We start from the raw sequence: 18535 nt of genomic DNA on the forward strand, positions 1-18535 counted from the left end.
ACAAAAAAACCGTCAGTGAACTGACGGTTTTTCAATCTAAACAGTTACCAAAAATCAACCAATACGATAGTTGGGTGCTTCTTTGGTAATCGTCACGTCATGCACATGTGATTCTTGCATACCCGCAGAGGTGATCTTCACAAATTTAGCATTTTCAGCCATTGCTTCGATATCTGCTGAACCGGTATAGCCCATAGATGAACGTAAACCACCCATCATTTGATGCACAATCGCACTCATTGGTCCTTTATAAGGTACACGACCTTCAATACCTTCAGGAACGAGCTTCTCTACCCCTGCTTTGGCATCTTGGAAATAACGGTCAGATGAACCTGAAGCACCAGACATCGCTCCTAAAGAACCCATACCACGATAGGCTTTATAGTAACGTCCTTGGAAAAATTCAACCTCACCCGGCGCTTCTTCAGTACCCGCCATGAGTGAACCTACCATGATCGTGCTTGCACCCGCTGCAATCGCTTTAGCCATGTCGCCTGAGTAACGAATACCACCATCAGCAATCAAAGGAATCTGACCTTTCAAAGCACTCGCGACATTATCAATCGCAGACATTTGAGGAACGCCAATCCCTGCAACAATACGTGTGGTACAGATTGAACCTGGGCCAATACCGACTTTCACAGCATCTGCACCCGCATCGAGTAATGCCAATGCTGCATCACCAGTGGCAATATTGCCGCCAATCACTTGAACTTGTGGGAAGTTTTGTTTAACCCAACGCACACGTTCAATCACACCAGCGGAGTGACCATGTGCCGTATCTACGACAATCACATCCACACCAGCTTCAACCAACGCTTCTACACGTGCAGGTGTTTCCGCACCCGTACCAACTGCAGCGCCCACGCGTAAACGACCGAGTTCGTCTTTACAGCTATTTGGATAAAGCTCAGCTTTACGGAAGTCAGTAACCGTGATTAAACCTTTCAGTGCATTGTTTTCATCAACCACCAATACTTTTTCAATACGGTGTTTTTGAAGAAGTGCTTGAATATTTTCTTTCGATTCGCTTTCAAGAACGGTAACTAGACGGTCTTGACCTGTCATGATGTTGCTTACAGGTTGCTCAAGATTGGTTTCAAAACGTGTATCACGCCCTGTCACGATCCCAACCACTTTGCCATCTTTCACCACTGGCACGCCACTAATGTTATTGGCTTGAGTAATCGCAATCAATTCACGAACAGTGGTTTCAGGCGTAACGGTGATTGGATCTTTCACCATCCCCGCTTCAAATTTTTTCACACGGCGTACTTCAGCGGCTTGTGCTGCAATATCCATGTTTTTGTGCAAAATACCAATACCACCATTCTGCGCCATCGCAATCGCCATACGTGACTCAGTCACTGTATCCATTGCAGCCGAAACGAGAGGGATATTAAGTTGAATTCCGCGAGTTAAACGTGTCTTTAGAGAGACATCTTTTGGGAGAACAGTTGAGTAGGCAGGAAGTAATAAGACATCATCGAAGGTTAACGCTTCTTGAACGATGGTCAGCATAACAATCTCACTGGTAATTTCCGTGAGCTATTATAAACAAATTTCGCTGTATTTTTCATTTTCTATGATGAAATAATTTCTACCTGACCATTTCTTTTCTATTTCCTCCATGCTTCACACTGCCATTTTTACCACAACCACAGATTTTCGATGATTTTTTTAGACAACACTTCCCTCACTCAGTTTAAAAATAAATATTTTGGACATTTTAAAAAAGCTCTTTTTTAAATACAATAATTCTCATTATCAAATCCGACTTCTGCTTGTCTAGGTTGACTCACTTATGCGACTATCGCAACGACTCCCATATTCACCTACTCTCTTAACGCTTGCTGTTCTGACCGTCATGACCCCAAGTCATGCAGCAACTGCGACTCCCCAAAGTAGCGAATCAACCAATATCCTGCCCACAATCGAAATTCAGGCAGAACAAGAGCCTACATCAAGTTACGTGGCCACCAAAGCCAGCTCAGTGTTAAAGTCAAATGACCCTCTATTTAAAACAGCTCAGTCCGTTAGTGTGATTACCCAAGAACAATTAGAACAGAAACAATCCTCTACGCTAGCAGAAGCCATCAATGGGGTTGCAGGTGTGGTATCAGGACAACTTGGACGACGTGGCTGGGATGATTTTATTATTCGCGGGCAAAACTCATCCGATCAGGTGTTTATTGATGGATTACGCCAAGGGCAAAGCACTTTCGTTGCCACCGAAATTTCAGGCATGGATCAAGTCCAAGTTTTAAAAGGCCCTGCATCGGTCAATTTTGGTTTGGTACAACCAGGTGGCATGGTCAATATGGTGACCAAGCGGCCCCAAGCAGAAAGTTTTTATCGCGGCACATTGACCTATGGCTCAAATCAACTCAAACAAGGCACATTTGATCTCAACTACAGCCCGAATAATAGCGATAAAGGTGCTTTTCGCTTAAACGGACGTATTGCTGATCAAAATGATCCCACCGACTTTGTTTATTTCAAGAACGACTATATTTCACCGTCTTATAATTTTGATCTCGGTGAAAATACTGATTTATCGGTGATTGCCAGTTACCAACATCGTGAATATCTGCGCCAACAAGGTTTACCCATTTTAGGAACGTTGTTGGACAATCCAAATGGTTCATTAAACAGCAAATTATTTATCAGTGAACCGTCACATGGTGCTTACAATGCAGATGTGTATCGTGCAGGTTATAATTTCGCTCATAAGTTTGAGAACGAATGGCAGTTCAAGCAAAATTTTGCCGTACAAAAAACCGAAATGCGGGGTCCAGCAGTGTTTGCAGCAACAGGTAAAAATTTTTGGGCGAAAGATAAAGATGGAAAAATTGATTACACCACGATTCAGCGCCAAGGGCGCTACCAAGACGTGGATAATCTAAACTTTGCGATCGACAATCAGCTACAAAAAACCTTTAAACTTGCCAATATGGCGCATGAATTGACTGTTGGTGTCGATGCCATGCAAGAAAAAAGTGATTACATCAATAATCGCTGTACAGTCGGCAATTTGAATCTATATGAACCGAAATATGATACCACCGTAGTTTGCCCTGAAACGCCAACGAACCATGATATCAATCGTCTCAGATATACTGGCTTATACCTACGTGATCGAATCCAACTCAATGATCAATTGGTTTTAAATTTTGCTGGACGTCATGATTGGGCAGAAACCAGCAATACCAATTTGATCAAAAATACTGAAACAACACAATCTGACAATGCCTTTACCAGCAATGCCTCCCTCCTGTATAGCATTAACGATATCGTTGCACCTTATGTCAGTTACGCAACATCCTTCTTGCCCACAACAGGAACTGATTTTTATGACAATGCCTTTAAGCCAGAGAAAGGAAAACAAATCGAAGTCGGTTTAAAACTGCAAAGTCCAGATCAGCGGATTCAAGGTAGCATTGCTTGGTTTGACCTACGCCGCCAAAATGTTTCTGTCAGCGATCCAATCAACTCAGGCTTTAAGGTGCAACGTGGCGAACAAATGACACGTGGGGTCGAAACTGAAATCGCCGCTCAGCTCTTTGACCAGCTCAAAATCACAGCGGCTTATACTTATACACCTGACGCTGAAACCAGCAAGGATACCGTAGCCGATAATATCGGATTGCGAATCGATAATATTCCCAAACACAGCTACAGCCTTTCTTCCCGTTATCGTTTTGAACAGAATTCCAGTATAGGCTGGTATGTGGGTGCTGGTTTTCGAGGTGAAACGAAGAAAAGCGTCAATGGGTTAGCTGTCGACATCCCAAGCTACACATTATTTGATACAGAAGCAGGTTATGATGCCGAACACTGGGGTGCTCAGCTTGCCATTCGTAATTTATTTGATAAGGATTATTATGCAGGCGCACTCAATGAGAATCTAATTACCTTAGGCAATCCACGTCAAATTAACTTTACGGTCAAGTTTAACTATTAATCCTTTGATCACAAAAAACGCACGCTAAAGCAGCGTGCGCTATCTGGATCACAACCTTACAAGAAATAATGCTGAACCAAAGCTGATAGACCAATAATTAAGAAAATCGCAGCACCAATCTTATGAATCAAAGCAATCGGCAAACGTTCTGCTAATTTATTACCAATAAATACCGCCGGTGCATTGGCAATCATCATGCCTAAGGTTGTACCTAACGTCACCCAAAAAACACTGTCAAAACGAGCTGCCAATGCGACTGTTGCAATTTGGGTTTTATCACCGATTTCTGCCAAGAAAAATAAGATAAAGGTTGCACCAAACACACCAAATTTTTGCCATTTATTGATATTTTCTGTTTCATCACCCAATTCATCTGGAATCAACATCCAAATCGCCATCCCAATGAAACCCAAGGCAAGGATCCACAATAAGATTTCAGGACTCAGTACGGTGGTAATCCATTGCCCAAGGACAGCCGATAAACCATGATTAATCAATGTCGCCAATAATATGGCAATCAGAATCGGAATCGGTTTACGAAAACGTGCGGCAAGCAATAAAGCCAGAAGTTGAGTTTTATCGCCCATTTCGGCAAGGGCAACGATAGAAGTCGAGATGAGAAATTCATACATTGTTGAATGCTCTGGCTAGCAAAATATACCGATGACCTATCCCTCCTGCTAGCCAAAATCAAATAGATTGATTGCAGAGTGATAAATCAAAGGTCTTGCCAACAAAAGCACAGCTAAAAAGCTGTTTTTGGTTCTTTGCTATGATGACCATGTTCTGTTGAACAATTATGTTGATCATCACCTCTTTACTTTGCGTAAAGAGCGGCTACTCCCCAATGAAGTGGTTTTATTCTAACAAATCCATATCCTATTTAAAATCTCTAAATTTAGATTTTTTGATACCACCACATTACACATCTGAAAAGCCCCAATAGGAATGCAAAAACGACATTTCCGCCAATAATCCCCATACTTCCCCAACCGCTGGTGCTACCCACATTTTGCGCTTGATATTCCATTGTCATCGCCACGGTCGCAAGCAACACCTCCAAGCCCATTACGGCATAGATGATCCATTCCCATGGAAAGTGTAAGTAACTCACCCACAATCCCATCAGCAAAAAAACAATCAACACGAGCGGTAACATCACTTTATAAATCGCGAACATCTCTACCTCTAGTTTAAGCGTATTGAATTCTGATGATTCATTCTAAATAAAATAGCGCTCAAAGAAAGTCTGTTATTTTAAATTTCCCAAAAAAAGAAAACCCCGCATAAGCGAGGTTCTCTATATTCAAATTATTTACAGCAATAAACTGCGAATATCTTTTAATAACTTGGTGAGCTTATTGCTAAAACGCGCCGCATCTGCACCATTAATCACACGATGATCATAAGATAATGATAGTGGTAGCATTAGTCGCGGATCAAAGTCTTTGCCATTCCAGACAGGTTGCATAGTTGCAGGTGAAATACCCAAAATTGCAACTTGAGGCCAGTTGACCAATGGTGTAAACGCCGTACCGCCAATTGAACCTAAACTGGTAATCGTAAAGTTCGCACCTTGTAAATCTTTAGGTGACAACTTACGATCACGCGCTTTTTGGCTCAGCTCAGCCAATTCAGTGGCAATTTGCTTAATCGATTTCTGGTCAGGATTGCGCAATACAGGAACGGTTAATCCATCTGGCGTTGCAACCGCAATACCCATATGAATTTCATTACGTAATAGCACGGATTTTTGATCATCCGCCAAGTGTCCAGCAAAATAAGGCTCTTCTTTTAGCAAGTGTGCAACCGCTTTGGCAATAAATGCCAAGATGGTTAAACTAATCCCTTGCTTTTTAAAACCTTCTTTGAGTTCACCACGCCACGCTTCTAACTCAGTAATATCCGCTAAATCAAACTGCGTGACTTGAGGAATAAAGTTATTCAATGACAACTGCGGAACAGAAACTTGCTGCAAGCGCGTCATCGCTTTAACTTCACCGCCACCGAAGGCACTAAAGTCAGGTAAAGCTGGTAAACCAGAAGCCGCTGGTGCAGCTTGAGTTGTTGGACTTGCTGGCGCTGTAGTCAATCGAGTTTTTACATATGCAAAAACATCGTCTTTCATCACACGGCCATGCTCACCTGATGCTTTGACTTGTCCAAGTACCACACCTAATTCACGTGCTAACTTGCGCACCGCTGGGCCAGCATACACTTTGGCGTTGTCGGCCTCTTGTTGCTTGCTCAGCTTTTCTGGTTGCGCTGGCGCTGACTGCGTTTGAGCCGCCACTGGTTGTGGTTTAGTCGCTGGACTACGTACTTCTTCAGCTGGAAACGCTTTCGGTGCTTTGGCAGTGGCTGGAACAGCCTCGCCACTCACTTCAATACTTGCCAACGGCATCCCTTGGCGCACATCTTGATTCAATGACACATGAATGGCTTTCACGATGCCTGCTGATGAACTTGGTACTTCCACTGAGGCTTTATCTGACTCAACCACACATAGACTTTGCTGTGCGTCTACACGATCACCAACACTGACTAAAATCTCTGAAACCACCGCTTTTTCCACGCCTAAATCTGGAACTGTGATTTCAACTTCACCCGTTTCTGTACCAGTTGCTGCTGGTGCTTCAACTGGTGCAGCTTCTTGCGGTACTGGCGCAGTTTCAGTGATTGTTGTTTTGACTTGAATCAATACAACACCCTCTTTAACACTGTCGCCTTCTTTAATCTGAATCGACTCAACCACACCAGCGACCGAGCTTGGCACTTCTACTGTGGCTTTGTCTGACTCAACCACCACGATGCTTTGCTCAGTTTCAATCTGATCACCAACTTTGACCAAAATTTCTGCAACCAATGCTTTTTCGACACCAATGTCAGGAACTTTCACATCAACCACTTGCGTCGCAGTCGCTGTTTTAGCCGCCACTGGCGCTGGTTGGTCTTCAGTTTTCTCAGCTTTTACTTTCGCTTTCTGACTTTCAGCTTTAGGTGCTTCGGTCGTGGTCGCTTCTGGCGCTTGAGCTCGCTCTTCAAGTTCAATCAGAGCTACGCCTTCTGTTACTTCATCACCTTGTTTTACCAAAATGCTTTTGACAACCCCTGCGGCGGTGCTTGGTACTTCAACCGTTGCTTTGTCTGATTCTAGAACCAAAAGGCTATCCTCAACCGCAACGTGATCACCCACTTTTACCAAAATCTCTGCAACAAGAGCCTTATCTACGCCAATATCAGGTGCTTGGATTTGCATGATTATTTCCCCTCACCTGTTTGCGCTTCATTGTATTCAGCAACTGCCTGAACTTCTGGATGCGCTTGTGGAGCCCAAGCCACTGGACGATCAGTATCTAACTCAAAGTTAGAAATTGCATCTTTAACTAAACGTGCATCCACTTCACCTTCGTCAGCTAATTTTTTCAAAGTCGCAACAACGATATGCGCAGCATCAACACCAAAGAAACTACGTAAGTTCGCACGTGTATCTGAACGACCATAACCATCTGTACCCAATGCAACAAATGGACGACCATCAGGAAGATATGCACGGATTTGTTCGCTGTACGCACGCATATGGTCTGTAGCAGAAACAACGATACCTTCTGTACCGCGTAATTGTTTAGATACCCAAGATTCTTTCACTTCTTCAGCAAGCGGGTGTAAGCGGTTGTATTCTTCACATGCCATGCCATCACGTGACAACTCATTGAAGCTCGTTACACTCCAAACGTTTGAGTGGATTTGGTATTCATCACGTAAGATTTTCGCAGCTTTAATCATTTCACGAAGAATTACACCTGAACCAAGTAATTGGACAGTTGCTTTTTCATCATTTTCGAACAAGTACATACCACGTTTAATGCCTTCCTCAGCGCCTTCTGGCATTGCAGGATGCTCGTAGTTTTCGTTCATTACTGTGAGGTAATAGAACACGCGCTCTTGGTTCACATACATACGTTGTAAACCGTCGTGTACAATCACGGCCAATTCATAACCAAAGCATGGATCATAAGATACACAGTTTGGAATTGTGTTCGCCAAGATATGTGAATGACCATCTTGGTGCTGTAAACCTTCACCGTTCAATGTGGTACGGCCAGCAGTAGCACCGAGTAAGAAACCTTGTGCCTGTGCATCACCTGCCGCCCATGCAATGTCACCAATACGTTGGAAACCAAACATTGAGTAGTACATGTACATTGGAATCATCGGCAAGTTATTGGTTGAATAACTGGTACCTAACGCCGCCCATGCACTCATTGCACCAGCTTCGTTAATTCCTTCTTGAAGCATGTGACCGTCACTTGCTTCACGGTAATGCATTAACTGTTCTTGGTCTTCTGGGGTATATTTTTGACCGTGAGCAGCATAAATACCGAGCTGACGGAACATACCTTCTAAACCAAAAGTACGTGCTTCGTCTGGAACGATTGGTACTACGCGGTCTTTAATTGCTTTTTCTTTCAGTAAGGCAGCAATTAAACGAACCATCAACATCGTGGTCGATTGTTCTTTACCACCTGAACCATTTAATACAGCATCAAATACAGACAATTCAGGAATCGCTAAAGTTTCACTCTCACGACGACGTGCAGGTAGGTAACCACCTAATGCTTCACGACGCGCCTTCATATACTTCATTTCTGGAGAGTTTTCACTTGGGCGATAGAATGGGAGTTCTTCTAACTTATCATCTGTAAATGGCAGGTTAAAACGGTCACGTACATATTTCAAAGAGTCGACCTGCATTTTTTTGATTTGGTGAGTTTTGTTCACCGCTTCAATTTCCTCAGACAAACCGTAACCTTTGACAGTTTTCGCAAGAATAACTGTTGGTTGACCTTTGGCTTTCATTGCTTCTGCATAGGCAGCAAAAACTTTATACGGGTCATGACCACCACGGTTAAGATTATCGATGTCTTCATCGCTTAAATCTTTTACAAGTTCCGATGCTTCTGGGTACTTGCCAAAGAATTTCTCACGTGTATATGCACCACCTTTCACTTGATAGCGCTGGTACTCACCATCAACTGTTTCGTCCATTACCGCTTTTAAAGCGCCTGAATTATCTTGAGCCAGTAGAGGATCCCAATGACGGCCCCACACCACTTTAATGACACGCCAGCCCGCACCACGGAATAAAGATTCTAATTCTTGAATAATTTTACCGTTACCACGTACAGGACCATCGAGGCGCTGTAAGTTACAGTTCACGACCCAAATTAGGTTATCAAGCTTTTCACGACCAGCAAGTGAAATTGCACCCGTACTTTCTGGCTCATCCATCTCACCATCGCCAAGATATGCCCAGACTTTACGATCTTCTTCTTTGATTAAGCCACGATTCATCAAATATTTTTGAATGTGTGCCTGATAAATCGACATGATTGGACCAAGACCCATTGATACTGTTGGGAATTGCCAATAGTCCGGCATTAAATACGGATGTGGATAGCTTGGTAAACCATTACCGCCAACTTCACGGCGGAAATTACTTAACTGTTCTTCAGTTAAACGTCCTTCAAGGAATGAACGTGCATAAATACCAGGCGCACAGTGTCCTTGGTAATAAATCATATCTCCGCCAAAGTTATTGCTGTTTGCGCGGAAGAAATGGTTAAAACCTACGTCATATAATGTTGCACTTGATGCGAAGCTCGCCAAGTGTCCACCTAAATCATCACCTGTTTTATTCGCACGAAGTACCATTGCTAAGGCATTCCAACGAATCAATGCACGAATACGGCGTTCCATATCTTGGTCGCCGGGCATCGCAGGTTGTTCTTCAACTGAAATCGTATTGAGATAAGGTGTATTTAAGCGTTGAATCGGAACATGTTTCGCAATCGCCCGTTGATAAAGCTTTTCCAGTAAGAAAGCAGCGCGCTCCGTGCCCATGTGCTGTAATACTGAATCAAAAGCATCTTGCCATTCTTGGGTTTCCTGCGCGTCAGAGTCGCCATAAAACGCCATATAATTCACCTTTTCCCTTAAGTTATATTGTTGTTGCTATATTTATCATGTTTTGGCTTCATAAAGGTATTGCCCTAAATGAATACAAAAGCACTTAATATTTTTTTCCTAAATAGTCATTGACCCAAATCAAACATAAAACATAAAAAATCGCCAATAAAGGCGATTTTCTTTAAATATTTATATACAACTGTTAATAAATTACATTAAGGCAACATTGCAAGGTAAGTTGAAGGGTTTCTGCGTTGACCATCTTTCACAACTTCAAAATGTAAATGAGGTCCAGTACAACGACCTGTACATCCAACATTGGCAATATGCTCACCAGCGCCGACACGATCACCTGCACTCACCATTAAGCGTGATGCATGCGCATAACGTGTGACATAACCGCTGCCATGGTCAATTTCAACATATTGACCGTAACCCGTACCCCAACCCGCTTTAGTCACAACACCAGGACCAGTTGCATAGATAGGTGTACCTGATGGTGCTGCAATATCAACACCTGAATGATGACGGGTCGAACCCAATAAGGTGCGATTACCCCAAGTAGAACTTACTCGGCCTTCTTGTAGTGGATGACTCACCAACCAAGAATGACCTGTACCCGCTGAGAAAGATGATCCGCTGTCTTGGCGACCATATTTTTTCTCAATGCTTGCATTATTCAATTCGATGGTTTTTTCGCGTAATTTAACCGATACATTGGATACAGCAGGTAAATCAATATCATCAGGGTGGGTATAAGAACCTTGAGCTAAGGTATTTGATAACTGTTCTAAACGATCAGCAGCATTTGCTTGATTGATATTTTGATAGTCTGCAAAAGCAACTGAAGCAGCTGAAGCCGCCAATGAAAATGCCAGTAAAATACGACGCGTATGATGCATAAAAAACCTCTTGAAACCGTCCTTAAAAAGTCCCTTTATCATCTCTTCCTTGATAACAGCCAAAATAAACGCTTAAGATGGGCATATCTCCTCGAAGGAAGTTGACATGTCTGAACCTAGCAACGTTTTTCAACAGAAAGGACAACGTACAAAAACTGGAAACTTAACGTTTCTAACGACGCAAGTCACACAATGGACACAACTTACGAAAATTATTCAACCTTTACTGCCCCAACCAGAGCAATGGCAGGTTGTTTGTTATCAACATGGTGTTCTGATCATAACCGGTGAAAATCAAGCAATGATTAGTCAACTCAGTTATTTGCAAAGCCACTATGTTGCGCAGTTAGCTCAACTCCAAGGACTTCATGATTTACGAAAAATTCAAGTTCGTTTAAGACACAAAGTTATTGCACCTCAACAACCATCCCCCTCATCAAAAGTACTTACATCAGAGACCCAAGAGCTATTGCGTAGCGCCGCTGAATATGTGAGCGACCCTAAGCTTAGCCAAGCTTTACTACGTTTGGCAAGCAATAAAAAGTAAACCACTCAATTTAAGTGATGGAATCTGCTGTTATTTTCCGTGACGTGCATCTCATTTCAGCTTGTTACATTATAACATAGGCATGGAAAGACAATGACTTATGTCACACTTACATACGGAATTGGACAATTCTTCTCGTCATCAAATGTTACAATTTCATAGCTGCTTGGATCATTTTGAACATTGCGTAATAGCTGATTATTGAGTGCATGGCCTGATTTATAGCCATCAAACTTCGCAATGACCTGATGTCCAAGGAGATATAAATCCCCTACTGCATCCAAAATCTTATGTCGGACAAATTCATCCGCAAAGCGCAATCCTTCCTCATTGACCACACCTGTATCATCCACACCAATCGCATTGTCTAAGCTCGCACCCAAAGCAAGATTATTGGCTTTTAAGTAATCTAAATCTTTCATAAAGCCAAAGGTGCGTGCTTCACTCACTTCATAGACAAAGACTTCTGTGGAAAAATCAATAGTGGCTGACTGGTATTCTTTAGCAAATGCAGGATGATCAAAGTCAATGGTAAAGTTCAACTGAAAGCCTGAATGCGGCGTAAAAATCGCGCGTTTATCTTCTATTAATGCTTCAACAGGTTTTAAAATTCGAATAAATTTTTTCGGCGCATCCTGCTCAGCAAGTTCACCTTGTATGAGTAAATAAATAAATGGCCCTGCACTTCCATCCATAATCGGAACTTCAGAAGCGGATACCTCAACAATTAAATTATCAATCCCAAGACCGGCAATGGCACTCATGACATGTTCGATGGTGCCCACCTTAATGTCTTCACGGACCAGATTGGAACACATAAAGGCTTCTTGAATCAGCAAAGCATCGGCTGGAATGTCAACTGGCGGATTTAAATCGATACGGCGAAAGACAATACCTCCATCAATATGGTGTGGAACAAAATTAATCAGCACCTTTTGACCACTGTGCAGACCAATACCGCTCGCTTTCACCACACGTTTGAGAGTCCGTTGTTTCAACATGCCATGCCAACTTTATTTGCAAAAACCGCTATAAGTTAGCATATTTAGGGTCTTTTGGCACTTCATAAATGGATTGCCTTGTCAAAGAAAATCTCACCAGAGCAGAGATAAAACGTAAGCAATAGCGACATAATGACCCATTTATTCTAAAAAATAAAAAAAAGGGGTAATCAATACCCCTTTTTAACCACCTTTTTATTCGACTATTTACGTTGTTGATTTTTCAAATAGTCTTGAATACTCATCGGAGATGAAAGCGGAGATGAGCTTGGCGCTGCATTGGCTGAAGCCTCCGCATTTGCACGCTTATTGATTGCAGGAACATCATCCTCATCAACAGCTTGTGTAGCTTGAGAGGAGGAATGCGCAGCAGTCGTACGTTTTTTATGATCAACTTCGGCTGAATTACGTGTTAAACCCGTTGCTATAACAGTCACACGCAGCTCATCACGTGCATCTGGGTCAAATACCGTACCGTAGAAAATCTCACCATCATCCAAATCAACAATTTGATTGACGATATCGGTAATAATTTCTGTTTCACGAAGGGTAATATCATCACCACCCGTAATATTGATCAACACGCCTTTCGCATTGATAATATTTACATTATCAAGCAACGGGCTGCGAATCGCTTGCTCAGCAGCTTGACGTGCACGATCTTCACCACGGCCTAAACCAGCACCCATCATGGCATAACCACGTGTACTCATCGCTGTTTTTAAATCGGCAAAGTCAAGGTTAATATGACCACGATTGACCACGAGATCGAAGATACTGCGAACCGCATTTAACAATACGTCATCTGCCTTTTTATAGGCATCTTTCATTGAAATATCGCCATAAACACTAAGTAAGCGCTGGTTCGGAATGATAATCAAAGAATCAACATGCGCTTCTAAAGCATCAATGCCTTTTTCCGCAGATTTTTGACGACGACGTCCTTCAAAGTTGAATGGGGTCGTGACAACACCAACGGTCAAGATCCCCATTTCTTTGGCAACTTCAGCAACCACTGGCGCTGCGCCAGTACCTGTACCGCCACCCATGCCCGCAGTGACAAAGACCATGTCAGTGCCTTCAAGGTGTTGGCGAATCACTTCACGACTTTCTTCTGCGGCAATCTGACCCACTTCTGGGTTTGCGCCAGCGCCTAGGCCACGCGTGCTTTGCTCACCCAATTGAATCTTGAATGGTGCATTCATAGAGTCAAGTGCTTGCTTATCTGTATTGGCACAGACAAATTTCACACCTTGAATATCAGACTGCGCCATGTGCTGAACAGCATTACCACCACCACCACCAACACCAAACACTGTGAAACGGGCTTGACCGTTGCCATCGTCTAGTTCATCTTCTATAAATTCAAATGAGGCCATGACCTTTAGATTTCCTAATATATTAATGGCAGTTACTTCAGCCCGTTACTGCCCTGATTTTTAAAACTACTGATGTTTAGGATGCTGTGCAATAATCACCAACTTGTCAAGTAGAGTGACCTAGTATTACAACTTCCTAACAAATTTTCCTAAAAACAACTACAACTTAAAATATAGCCTTTAATTTGCTATTCAATGCATTCCAACCATTGGCAACCCGATCTACAAAACTACGGTCCGCGGCTTCCTCTGGTTCTTCAACCACATCTTGCAAATCACTTTGGCTAAACATCAACAAACCTGAAGCCGTGGCATACATCGAACGACGCAAGGCGGGCAAATGCTGATCATCGGCATACACCTGTAACGGTGGATTGCCCAAATGTGCAGAGACACCAAGCATCCGTCGTGCCAAATTCACCATACCTTCGATTTGACAAGCATCGCCCGTTAACACCACGCCATGATACAAACCATGAATCGCACCACTATGCTGTAATTCATCACGAATCAGCGCAAAGATTTCCTCATAACGTGCAATGATGATTTCTGCAAGTTCAATACGACTAATGGTTTGCGTGCCATCAATCCCCTGTACTTGGATCATATGATCAGGTTTCACCACACTCAGGTCCACGCAACCATGCAGTATCTTGATCCGCTCAGCTTCATCAGTGGTGGTCTGTAGAACAGCGGCAATATCACGGGTTACATTTTCACCGCCACGCTGCAAAGTACGTGCTAGCGCTAGACGTCCATCTAGATATACCGCAATATTGGTAATACCCGCGCCAATATCCACCAAACATACGCCATATTCTTTTTCATCTTTGAGCAGACTTGCTTCCGCGGTTGCTAAGCAAGACACCACCATTTTTTCCACCCCGATATTCGCGCCTTTCATCGCACGATCAAGGTTTTGCATGGTACTAATCGGCATCATCATCAATTGATAATGCCCTGTCATACTGTGCGCAGACATATTGACGGGATTCTGCACCCATTCCGCCGAATCACCTAACTCAAAACCAAGTGGCACTGCACTTGCCAAGTAATAATCTGGGGAAACATGACTGGCTTTCGCCAACTCTAACGCTCTGACTACTTCATTTGTTGTAATAATATGATCATGGTTGGCCACAGGTGTACGACCAGAGGCATAAAAACTCTGTAATTCTGTACTCGGAATAGACACCCAAGCGCTATGAATACGGCACTCCGCCATATCCTCAGCTTCGGATACTGCGTTTTTAATCGCCGCAATGACCTTGTCTAGACTGACAATCTTGCCCTTAACCATACCTCGATTACGAGCGGATGCCATGCCAATGACTTGGATCTTGTCCGGCGCATGGATTTTACCAATTAAAACTGTGACCTTATGAGTCCCAATATCAATCGTAACAACTGAGGGAACAGTTTCACTCATTACTTGAATACCATATTTTGTTGTGTAGTACGGGCAAACTGCCTGTTGTTTTCAAGCCACGTATTATGGCTTTGCCTGAATTGCACCTGCAAGGCTTGTGTCATCAATCGTTACAACAAACTGACCGTTGACGATCTTAGGCGGTGTTGCATTTCTCCATTGAATGGCAAGGCCATTCCGATAACGCAAGTCAATCGCCGAGATTTTGGGCCATACAGGTTTAAGATCCGTTTGTGCCAAATGGCTTAAGCGTTGTAGTTTATTCATGGTCTGATCTTGATCTACAATAATACGTAAACCCGAATCAAACTGCATAAACCACGTCATACGCTCAGTTAAATACAACTCTTTTAAACGCAAATCAGCAGGCAGAAAAAGCTGATTAATTTCATTATAACGACGCATCATCATTTTGGATTGGCTGGTCGGACCATGTAAAAGCGGTAAATTCGGATGTGCTTTTGGCACAGCCTCGCTAAATACTTCACCATTGTCACTGAGCAAACGCCCTGTTCCCCAACGCGCAATTGCATGACGCGGCATCACCCGCACACGAATTGCATTTGGCCAAGCTCGTGACACGACCACACGGTCAACCCATGAAACGTTTAATGCTTGATCTCGAATGAGTTCTAAATCTGAAGTGAAATAATTATCTTGAATAATCGGCGTTAATTTCTGAACCAATAACTGGTTTTCTTGTTCTGAATTTGCACCAACCACCTGCAATTCCGCCACTGTGGCATCAGTCATGACTTTATACAAGCCATAAATACCCAGCGCCAGCACTGCAAATGCAATCACCAGCAACACCCAGCCGCCCGCATTCACCATCTTTTGTTGAGGTGAAGGCGGTTTCTCGTGGATAGAGCTAATCGCTGGCCGTGATTTACGGCGCATGGATGCAGGGAGTTGAGCCATAAATTAAGCCGACTTTGTTAACGTTTGCTCTAAAATCGCAACGCAGAGCTGATCGAAACTATAACCCACGGCTTGTGCTGCTTTCGGCACGAGAGAATGACTGGTCATACCCGGAACGGTATTCACTTCCAACAACCAGAAGTTGCCTTGCTCATCTTGCATGGCATCAATACGCCCCCAATCTTCCGCACCAACGGCTTGGAACGCACGCAAGCAAAGCGCTTGTAAAGTTTGCTCTTCTGCCTCGCTTAACCCGCAAGGAATCCCATATTCAACATCATTACGTTGATATTTGGTTTCATAATCATAAAACGCCACATCTGCTGGCGGTTGTAAACGAATTACAGGTAAAGGCTGACCATCCAAAAATGAAATGGTAAATTCACGACCTGTAATCCATTTTTCAGCCATCACCACAGCATCATGCTGCGTTGCTTTTTCAATGGCAGCAGCAAAGTCTTCGGCTTTCTCAACCTTACTCATGCCGACACTTGAGCCTTCATGCACAGGTTTAATAATCACAGGCAAGCCCAATTCCGCAATCACAGCATCCAAGTCAGTCGCTTTGCTAATAATACGGTATGGTGCTGTTGGCAAGTCACTACCTTGCCAAATTTGCTTGGTTTTGACCTTGTCCATACCAATCGCAGAACCTTGTACCCCAGTGCCTGTATAAGGAAGATTTAACCATTCCAACACCCCTTGGATCTGGCCATCTTCGCCACCGCGACCATGCAACACGATAAAAGCACGATCATAAGCAACCAATTCAGTCACACTACGATCTTGTGGATCAAATGCTTCTGCTTGCACGCCTGAACGCAACAATGCATTTAAAACGGCTTGACCACTATCCAATGACACAGCACGTTCAGCCGACTTCCCACCAAACAACACAGCAACTTTGCCGAATTTTGCAGCATTTGACACGTTTATATCCTTAAAACTTTAATACAAAATACAATTATTTGGCATACAAGCGATGCTGAGCCAATTCTACCGAAATTGCCCCCACGTTACCTGCGCCTTGTGTTAATAACAAGTCATTCGCTTGTAACACTTTTTGTAAAACACTTGGTAAATTGCCTTCGACTGGATCAACCAAGATCGGTTCAACCTGACCGCGTAGACGAATACTACGCGCTAGAGCTCGGCTATCAGCACCGACCACGGGCTTTTCACCTGCGGCATACACTTCCAACAACAGTAATTGATCAACCTGAGATAACACATCCACAAAATCATCAAAACAATCACGGGTACGACTATAACGGTGCGGCTGGAACATCATCACTAAACGACGATCTGGATGGCTGGCACGCGCCGCTTTAATGGTCGCTTCGACTTCTTTAGGATGATGACCATAGTCATCCACCAATTTCACCAAGCCATCTCCAACTTCAAATTCACCTTGAACTTGGAAGCGACGACCCACACCACTAAATCCGGCTAGAGCACGACAAATCGCCTCATCCGAAACGCCCTCATCGGTTGCCACCCCAATCGCTGCCAATGCATTCAGCACATTATGCAAGCCTGGTTGGTTGACGGTGACACGTAACGGTTCACGATCTTTACGCAGCACAGTGAAGTGTGAACGCATACCATCTTGCTCTACATCAATGGCACGAACGTCATTATCGTCATCAAAGCCATAAGTAATCACAGGACGACCAACTCGCGGAAGAATCTCGCGAATATTGGCATCATCTCCACAGACCACAGCTAAGCCATAGAACGGTAAATTATGTAAAAACTGGATGAAGGTATCTTTTAACTTGTCAAAGCTACCTTCATAGGTATCCATGTGATCTGCATCGATATTGGTGACGATGGCTGCCATTGGCTGCAAATACAAGAACGATGCATCCGACTCATCGGCTTCAGCCACGATAAAGCGACTTTCACCAAGTGCAGCATTTACACCCGTACTATTCAACAATCCACCGATCACATAGGTCGGATCGAGGTTTTCTTCAGCCAACATGGTGGTAAGCAAGCTGGTGGTGGTGGTTTTACCATGCGTACCTGCCACAGCAATCCCGTGACGATAGCGCATCAACTCACCCAACATTTCCGCACGACGCACGATCGGCGTACGCTGCTCGATCGCGGCTTTGATCTCTGGATTTTCAGGATCGATTGCAGTTGAAACAACCAATACATTGGCATTTTTAATATTTTCAGCACTATGACCAATATACACTTTGATGCCATTGGCTTCGAGTTGCGCTGTGGTCTTTGAGGCTTTAATGTCTGAACCTGAAATTTTATAGCCTTGGTTACCCAACACTTCAGCAATACCGCACATCCCTGCACCACCAATCCCCACAAAATGGATGTGTTTAATACGGCGCATCTCTGGCACTTTAATCAGCTTTTTAGCTTGGTTTGGATTTGTTGGAGACATAAATAAAACTCG

14 protein-coding genes and 1 riboswitch are annotated in these 18535 nt (G+C 43.5%); of the genes, 2 read left to right on the plus strand and 12 right to left on the minus strand.

Translation table 11 applies throughout. The features are described from left to right. Positions 1-54: 54 nt before the first annotated feature. A complete protein-coding gene (guaB, locus tag EAH57_RS04560; RefSeq protein ID WP_121929022.1) occupies positions 55-1521 on the minus strand; it encodes an IMP dehydrogenase in 1467 nt (488 codons plus the stop codon). Between the two features lie 283 nt (positions 1522-1804). Here guaB and EAH57_RS04565 point away from each other — a divergent pair, with 283 nt between their 5' ends. Further along, positions 1805-3964 (plus strand): TonB-dependent siderophore receptor, encoded by a 2160-nt coding sequence (locus tag EAH57_RS04565; RefSeq protein ID WP_121929023.1) that lies wholly within the window; start codon positions 1805-1807, stop codon positions 3962-3964. A gap of 56 nt (positions 3965-4020) precedes the next feature. On the opposite strand, the gene EAH57_RS04570 is transcribed toward EAH57_RS04565, so the two are convergent. The 5 genes from EAH57_RS04570 to EAH57_RS04595 form a co-directional block, all read right to left on the minus strand. Then, positions 4021-4596 carry a TMEM165/GDT1 family protein gene (locus EAH57_RS04570; protein WP_121929024.1) on the minus strand — a complete coding sequence of 192 codons (576 nt, stop codon included), beginning with the start codon at positions 4594-4596 and terminating at the stop codon, positions 4021-4023. An 85-nt stretch (positions 4597-4681) separates the two neighbouring features. Beyond that, a riboswitch (yybP-ykoY riboswitch) is annotated at positions 4682-4822 on the minus strand. A 40-nt stretch (positions 4823-4862) separates the two neighbouring features. Then, positions 4863-5144 (minus strand): hypothetical protein, encoded by a 282-nt coding sequence (locus EAH57_RS04580; protein WP_121929025.1) that lies wholly within the window; start codon positions 5142-5144, stop codon positions 4863-4865. Positions 5145-5279: 135 nt separating this feature from the next. Continuing rightward, entirely contained in the window at positions 5280-7223 is a 1944-nt protein-coding gene (locus tag EAH57_RS04585) for a 2-oxo acid dehydrogenase subunit E2 (protein WP_121929026.1), read from the minus strand. Positions 7224-7225: 2 nt separating this feature from the next. Next, the gene (gene aceE / locus EAH57_RS04590; RefSeq protein WP_121929027.1) at positions 7226-9943 is read right to left on the minus strand and encodes a pyruvate dehydrogenase (acetyl-transferring), homodimeric type; all 2718 of its coding nucleotides are present in this window, start codon (positions 9941-9943) and stop codon (positions 7226-7228) included. A 206-nt stretch (positions 9944-10149) separates the two neighbouring features. Further along, the gene (locus EAH57_RS04595) at positions 10150-10836 is read right to left on the minus strand and encodes a M23 family metallopeptidase (RefSeq protein ID WP_004673436.1); all 687 of its coding nucleotides are present in this window, start codon (positions 10834-10836) and stop codon (positions 10150-10152) included. Between the two features lie 106 nt (positions 10837-10942). On the opposite strand from EAH57_RS04595, the gene EAH57_RS04600 reads away from it, so the two are divergent. Next, entirely contained in the window at positions 10943-11383 is a 441-nt protein-coding gene (locus EAH57_RS04600) for a hypothetical protein (RefSeq protein WP_005194054.1), read from the plus strand. Between the two features lie 98 nt (positions 11384-11481). Here EAH57_RS04600 and lpxC read toward each other — a convergent pair whose 3' ends face one another. From lpxC to murC, 6 genes are all read right to left on the minus strand, one after another. Then, positions 11482-12384: a UDP-3-O-acyl-N-acetylglucosamine deacetylase gene (lpxC, locus tag EAH57_RS04605; RefSeq protein ID WP_004673438.1), complete on the minus strand. Its 903-nt coding sequence runs from the start codon at positions 12382-12384 to the stop codon at positions 11482-11484. Between the two features lie 203 nt (positions 12385-12587). Further along, positions 12588-13763: a cell division protein FtsZ gene (gene ftsZ / locus EAH57_RS04610; RefSeq protein ID WP_121929028.1), complete on the minus strand. Its 1176-nt coding sequence runs from the start codon at positions 13761-13763 to the stop codon at positions 12588-12590. Positions 13764-13929: 166 nt separating this feature from the next. Continuing rightward, positions 13930-15192, minus strand: a complete 1263-nt coding sequence (gene ftsA, locus EAH57_RS04615; RefSeq protein ID WP_004673441.1) for a cell division protein FtsA — start codon at positions 15190-15192, stop codon at positions 13930-13932. A 63-nt stretch (positions 15193-15255) separates the two neighbouring features. Next, positions 15256-16113 carry a cell division protein FtsQ/DivIB gene (locus tag EAH57_RS04620; protein ID WP_121929029.1) on the minus strand — a complete coding sequence of 286 codons (858 nt, stop codon included), beginning with the start codon at positions 16111-16113 and terminating at the stop codon, positions 15256-15258. Between the two features lie 3 nt (positions 16114-16116). Further along, on the minus strand, positions 16117-17043 hold the full coding sequence (locus tag EAH57_RS04625) for a D-alanine--D-alanine ligase (protein WP_121929030.1): 927 nt from the start codon (positions 17041-17043) through the stop codon (positions 16117-16119). A 34-nt stretch (positions 17044-17077) separates the two neighbouring features. Next, positions 17078-18523 carry a UDP-N-acetylmuramate--L-alanine ligase gene (gene murC / locus EAH57_RS04630; RefSeq protein WP_121929031.1) on the minus strand — a complete coding sequence of 482 codons (1446 nt, stop codon included), beginning with the start codon at positions 18521-18523 and terminating at the stop codon, positions 17078-17080. Between the last annotated feature and the right edge of the window lie 12 nt (positions 18524-18535).

The organism is Acinetobacter sp. 2JN-4 (assembly GCF_003687745.1).
GTDB lineage: Bacteria > Pseudomonadota > Gammaproteobacteria > Pseudomonadales > Moraxellaceae > Acinetobacter > Acinetobacter halotolerans.

Coding starts and splice junctions, on each gene's coding strand:
- guaB (WP_121929022.1), bottom strand. CDS start 1,521: ATGCTGACCATCGTTCAAGAAGCGTTAACCTTCGATGATGTCTTATTA.
- murC (WP_121929031.1), bottom strand. CDS start 18,523: ATGTCTCCAACAAATCCAAACCAAGCTAAAAAGCTGATTAAAGTGCCA.
- lpxC (WP_004673438.1), bottom strand. CDS start 12,384: ATGTTGAAACAACGGACTCTCAAACGTGTGGTGAAAGCGAGCGGTATT.
- EAH57_RS04595 (WP_004673436.1), bottom strand. CDS start 10,836: ATGCATCATACGCGTCGTATTTTACTGGCATTTTCATTGGCGGCTTCA.
- ftsZ (WP_121929028.1), bottom strand. CDS start 13,763: ATGGCCTCATTTGAATTTATAGAAGATGAACTAGACGATGGCAACGGT.
- aceE (WP_121929027.1), bottom strand. CDS start 9,943: ATGGCGTTTTATGGCGACTCTGACGCGCAGGAAACCCAAGAATGGCAA.
- EAH57_RS04585 (WP_121929026.1), bottom strand. CDS start 7,223: ATGCAAATCCAAGCACCTGATATTGGCGTAGATAAGGCTCTTGTTGCA.
- EAH57_RS04580 (WP_121929025.1), bottom strand. CDS start 5,144: ATGTTCGCGATTTATAAAGTGATGTTACCGCTCGTGTTGATTGTTTTT.
- EAH57_RS04600 (WP_005194054.1), top strand. CDS start 10,943: ATGTCTGAACCTAGCAACGTTTTTCAACAGAAAGGACAACGTACAAAA.
- EAH57_RS04620 (WP_121929029.1), bottom strand. CDS start 16,113: ATGGCTCAACTCCCTGCATCCATGCGCCGTAAATCACGGCCAGCGATT.
- ftsA (WP_004673441.1), bottom strand. CDS start 15,192: ATGAGTGAAACTGTTCCCTCAGTTGTTACGATTGATATTGGGACTCAT.
- EAH57_RS04565 (WP_121929023.1), top strand. CDS start 1,805: ATGCGACTATCGCAACGACTCCCATATTCACCTACTCTCTTAACGCTT.
- EAH57_RS04570 (WP_121929024.1), bottom strand. CDS start 4,596: ATGTATGAATTTCTCATCTCGACTTCTATCGTTGCCCTTGCCGAAATG.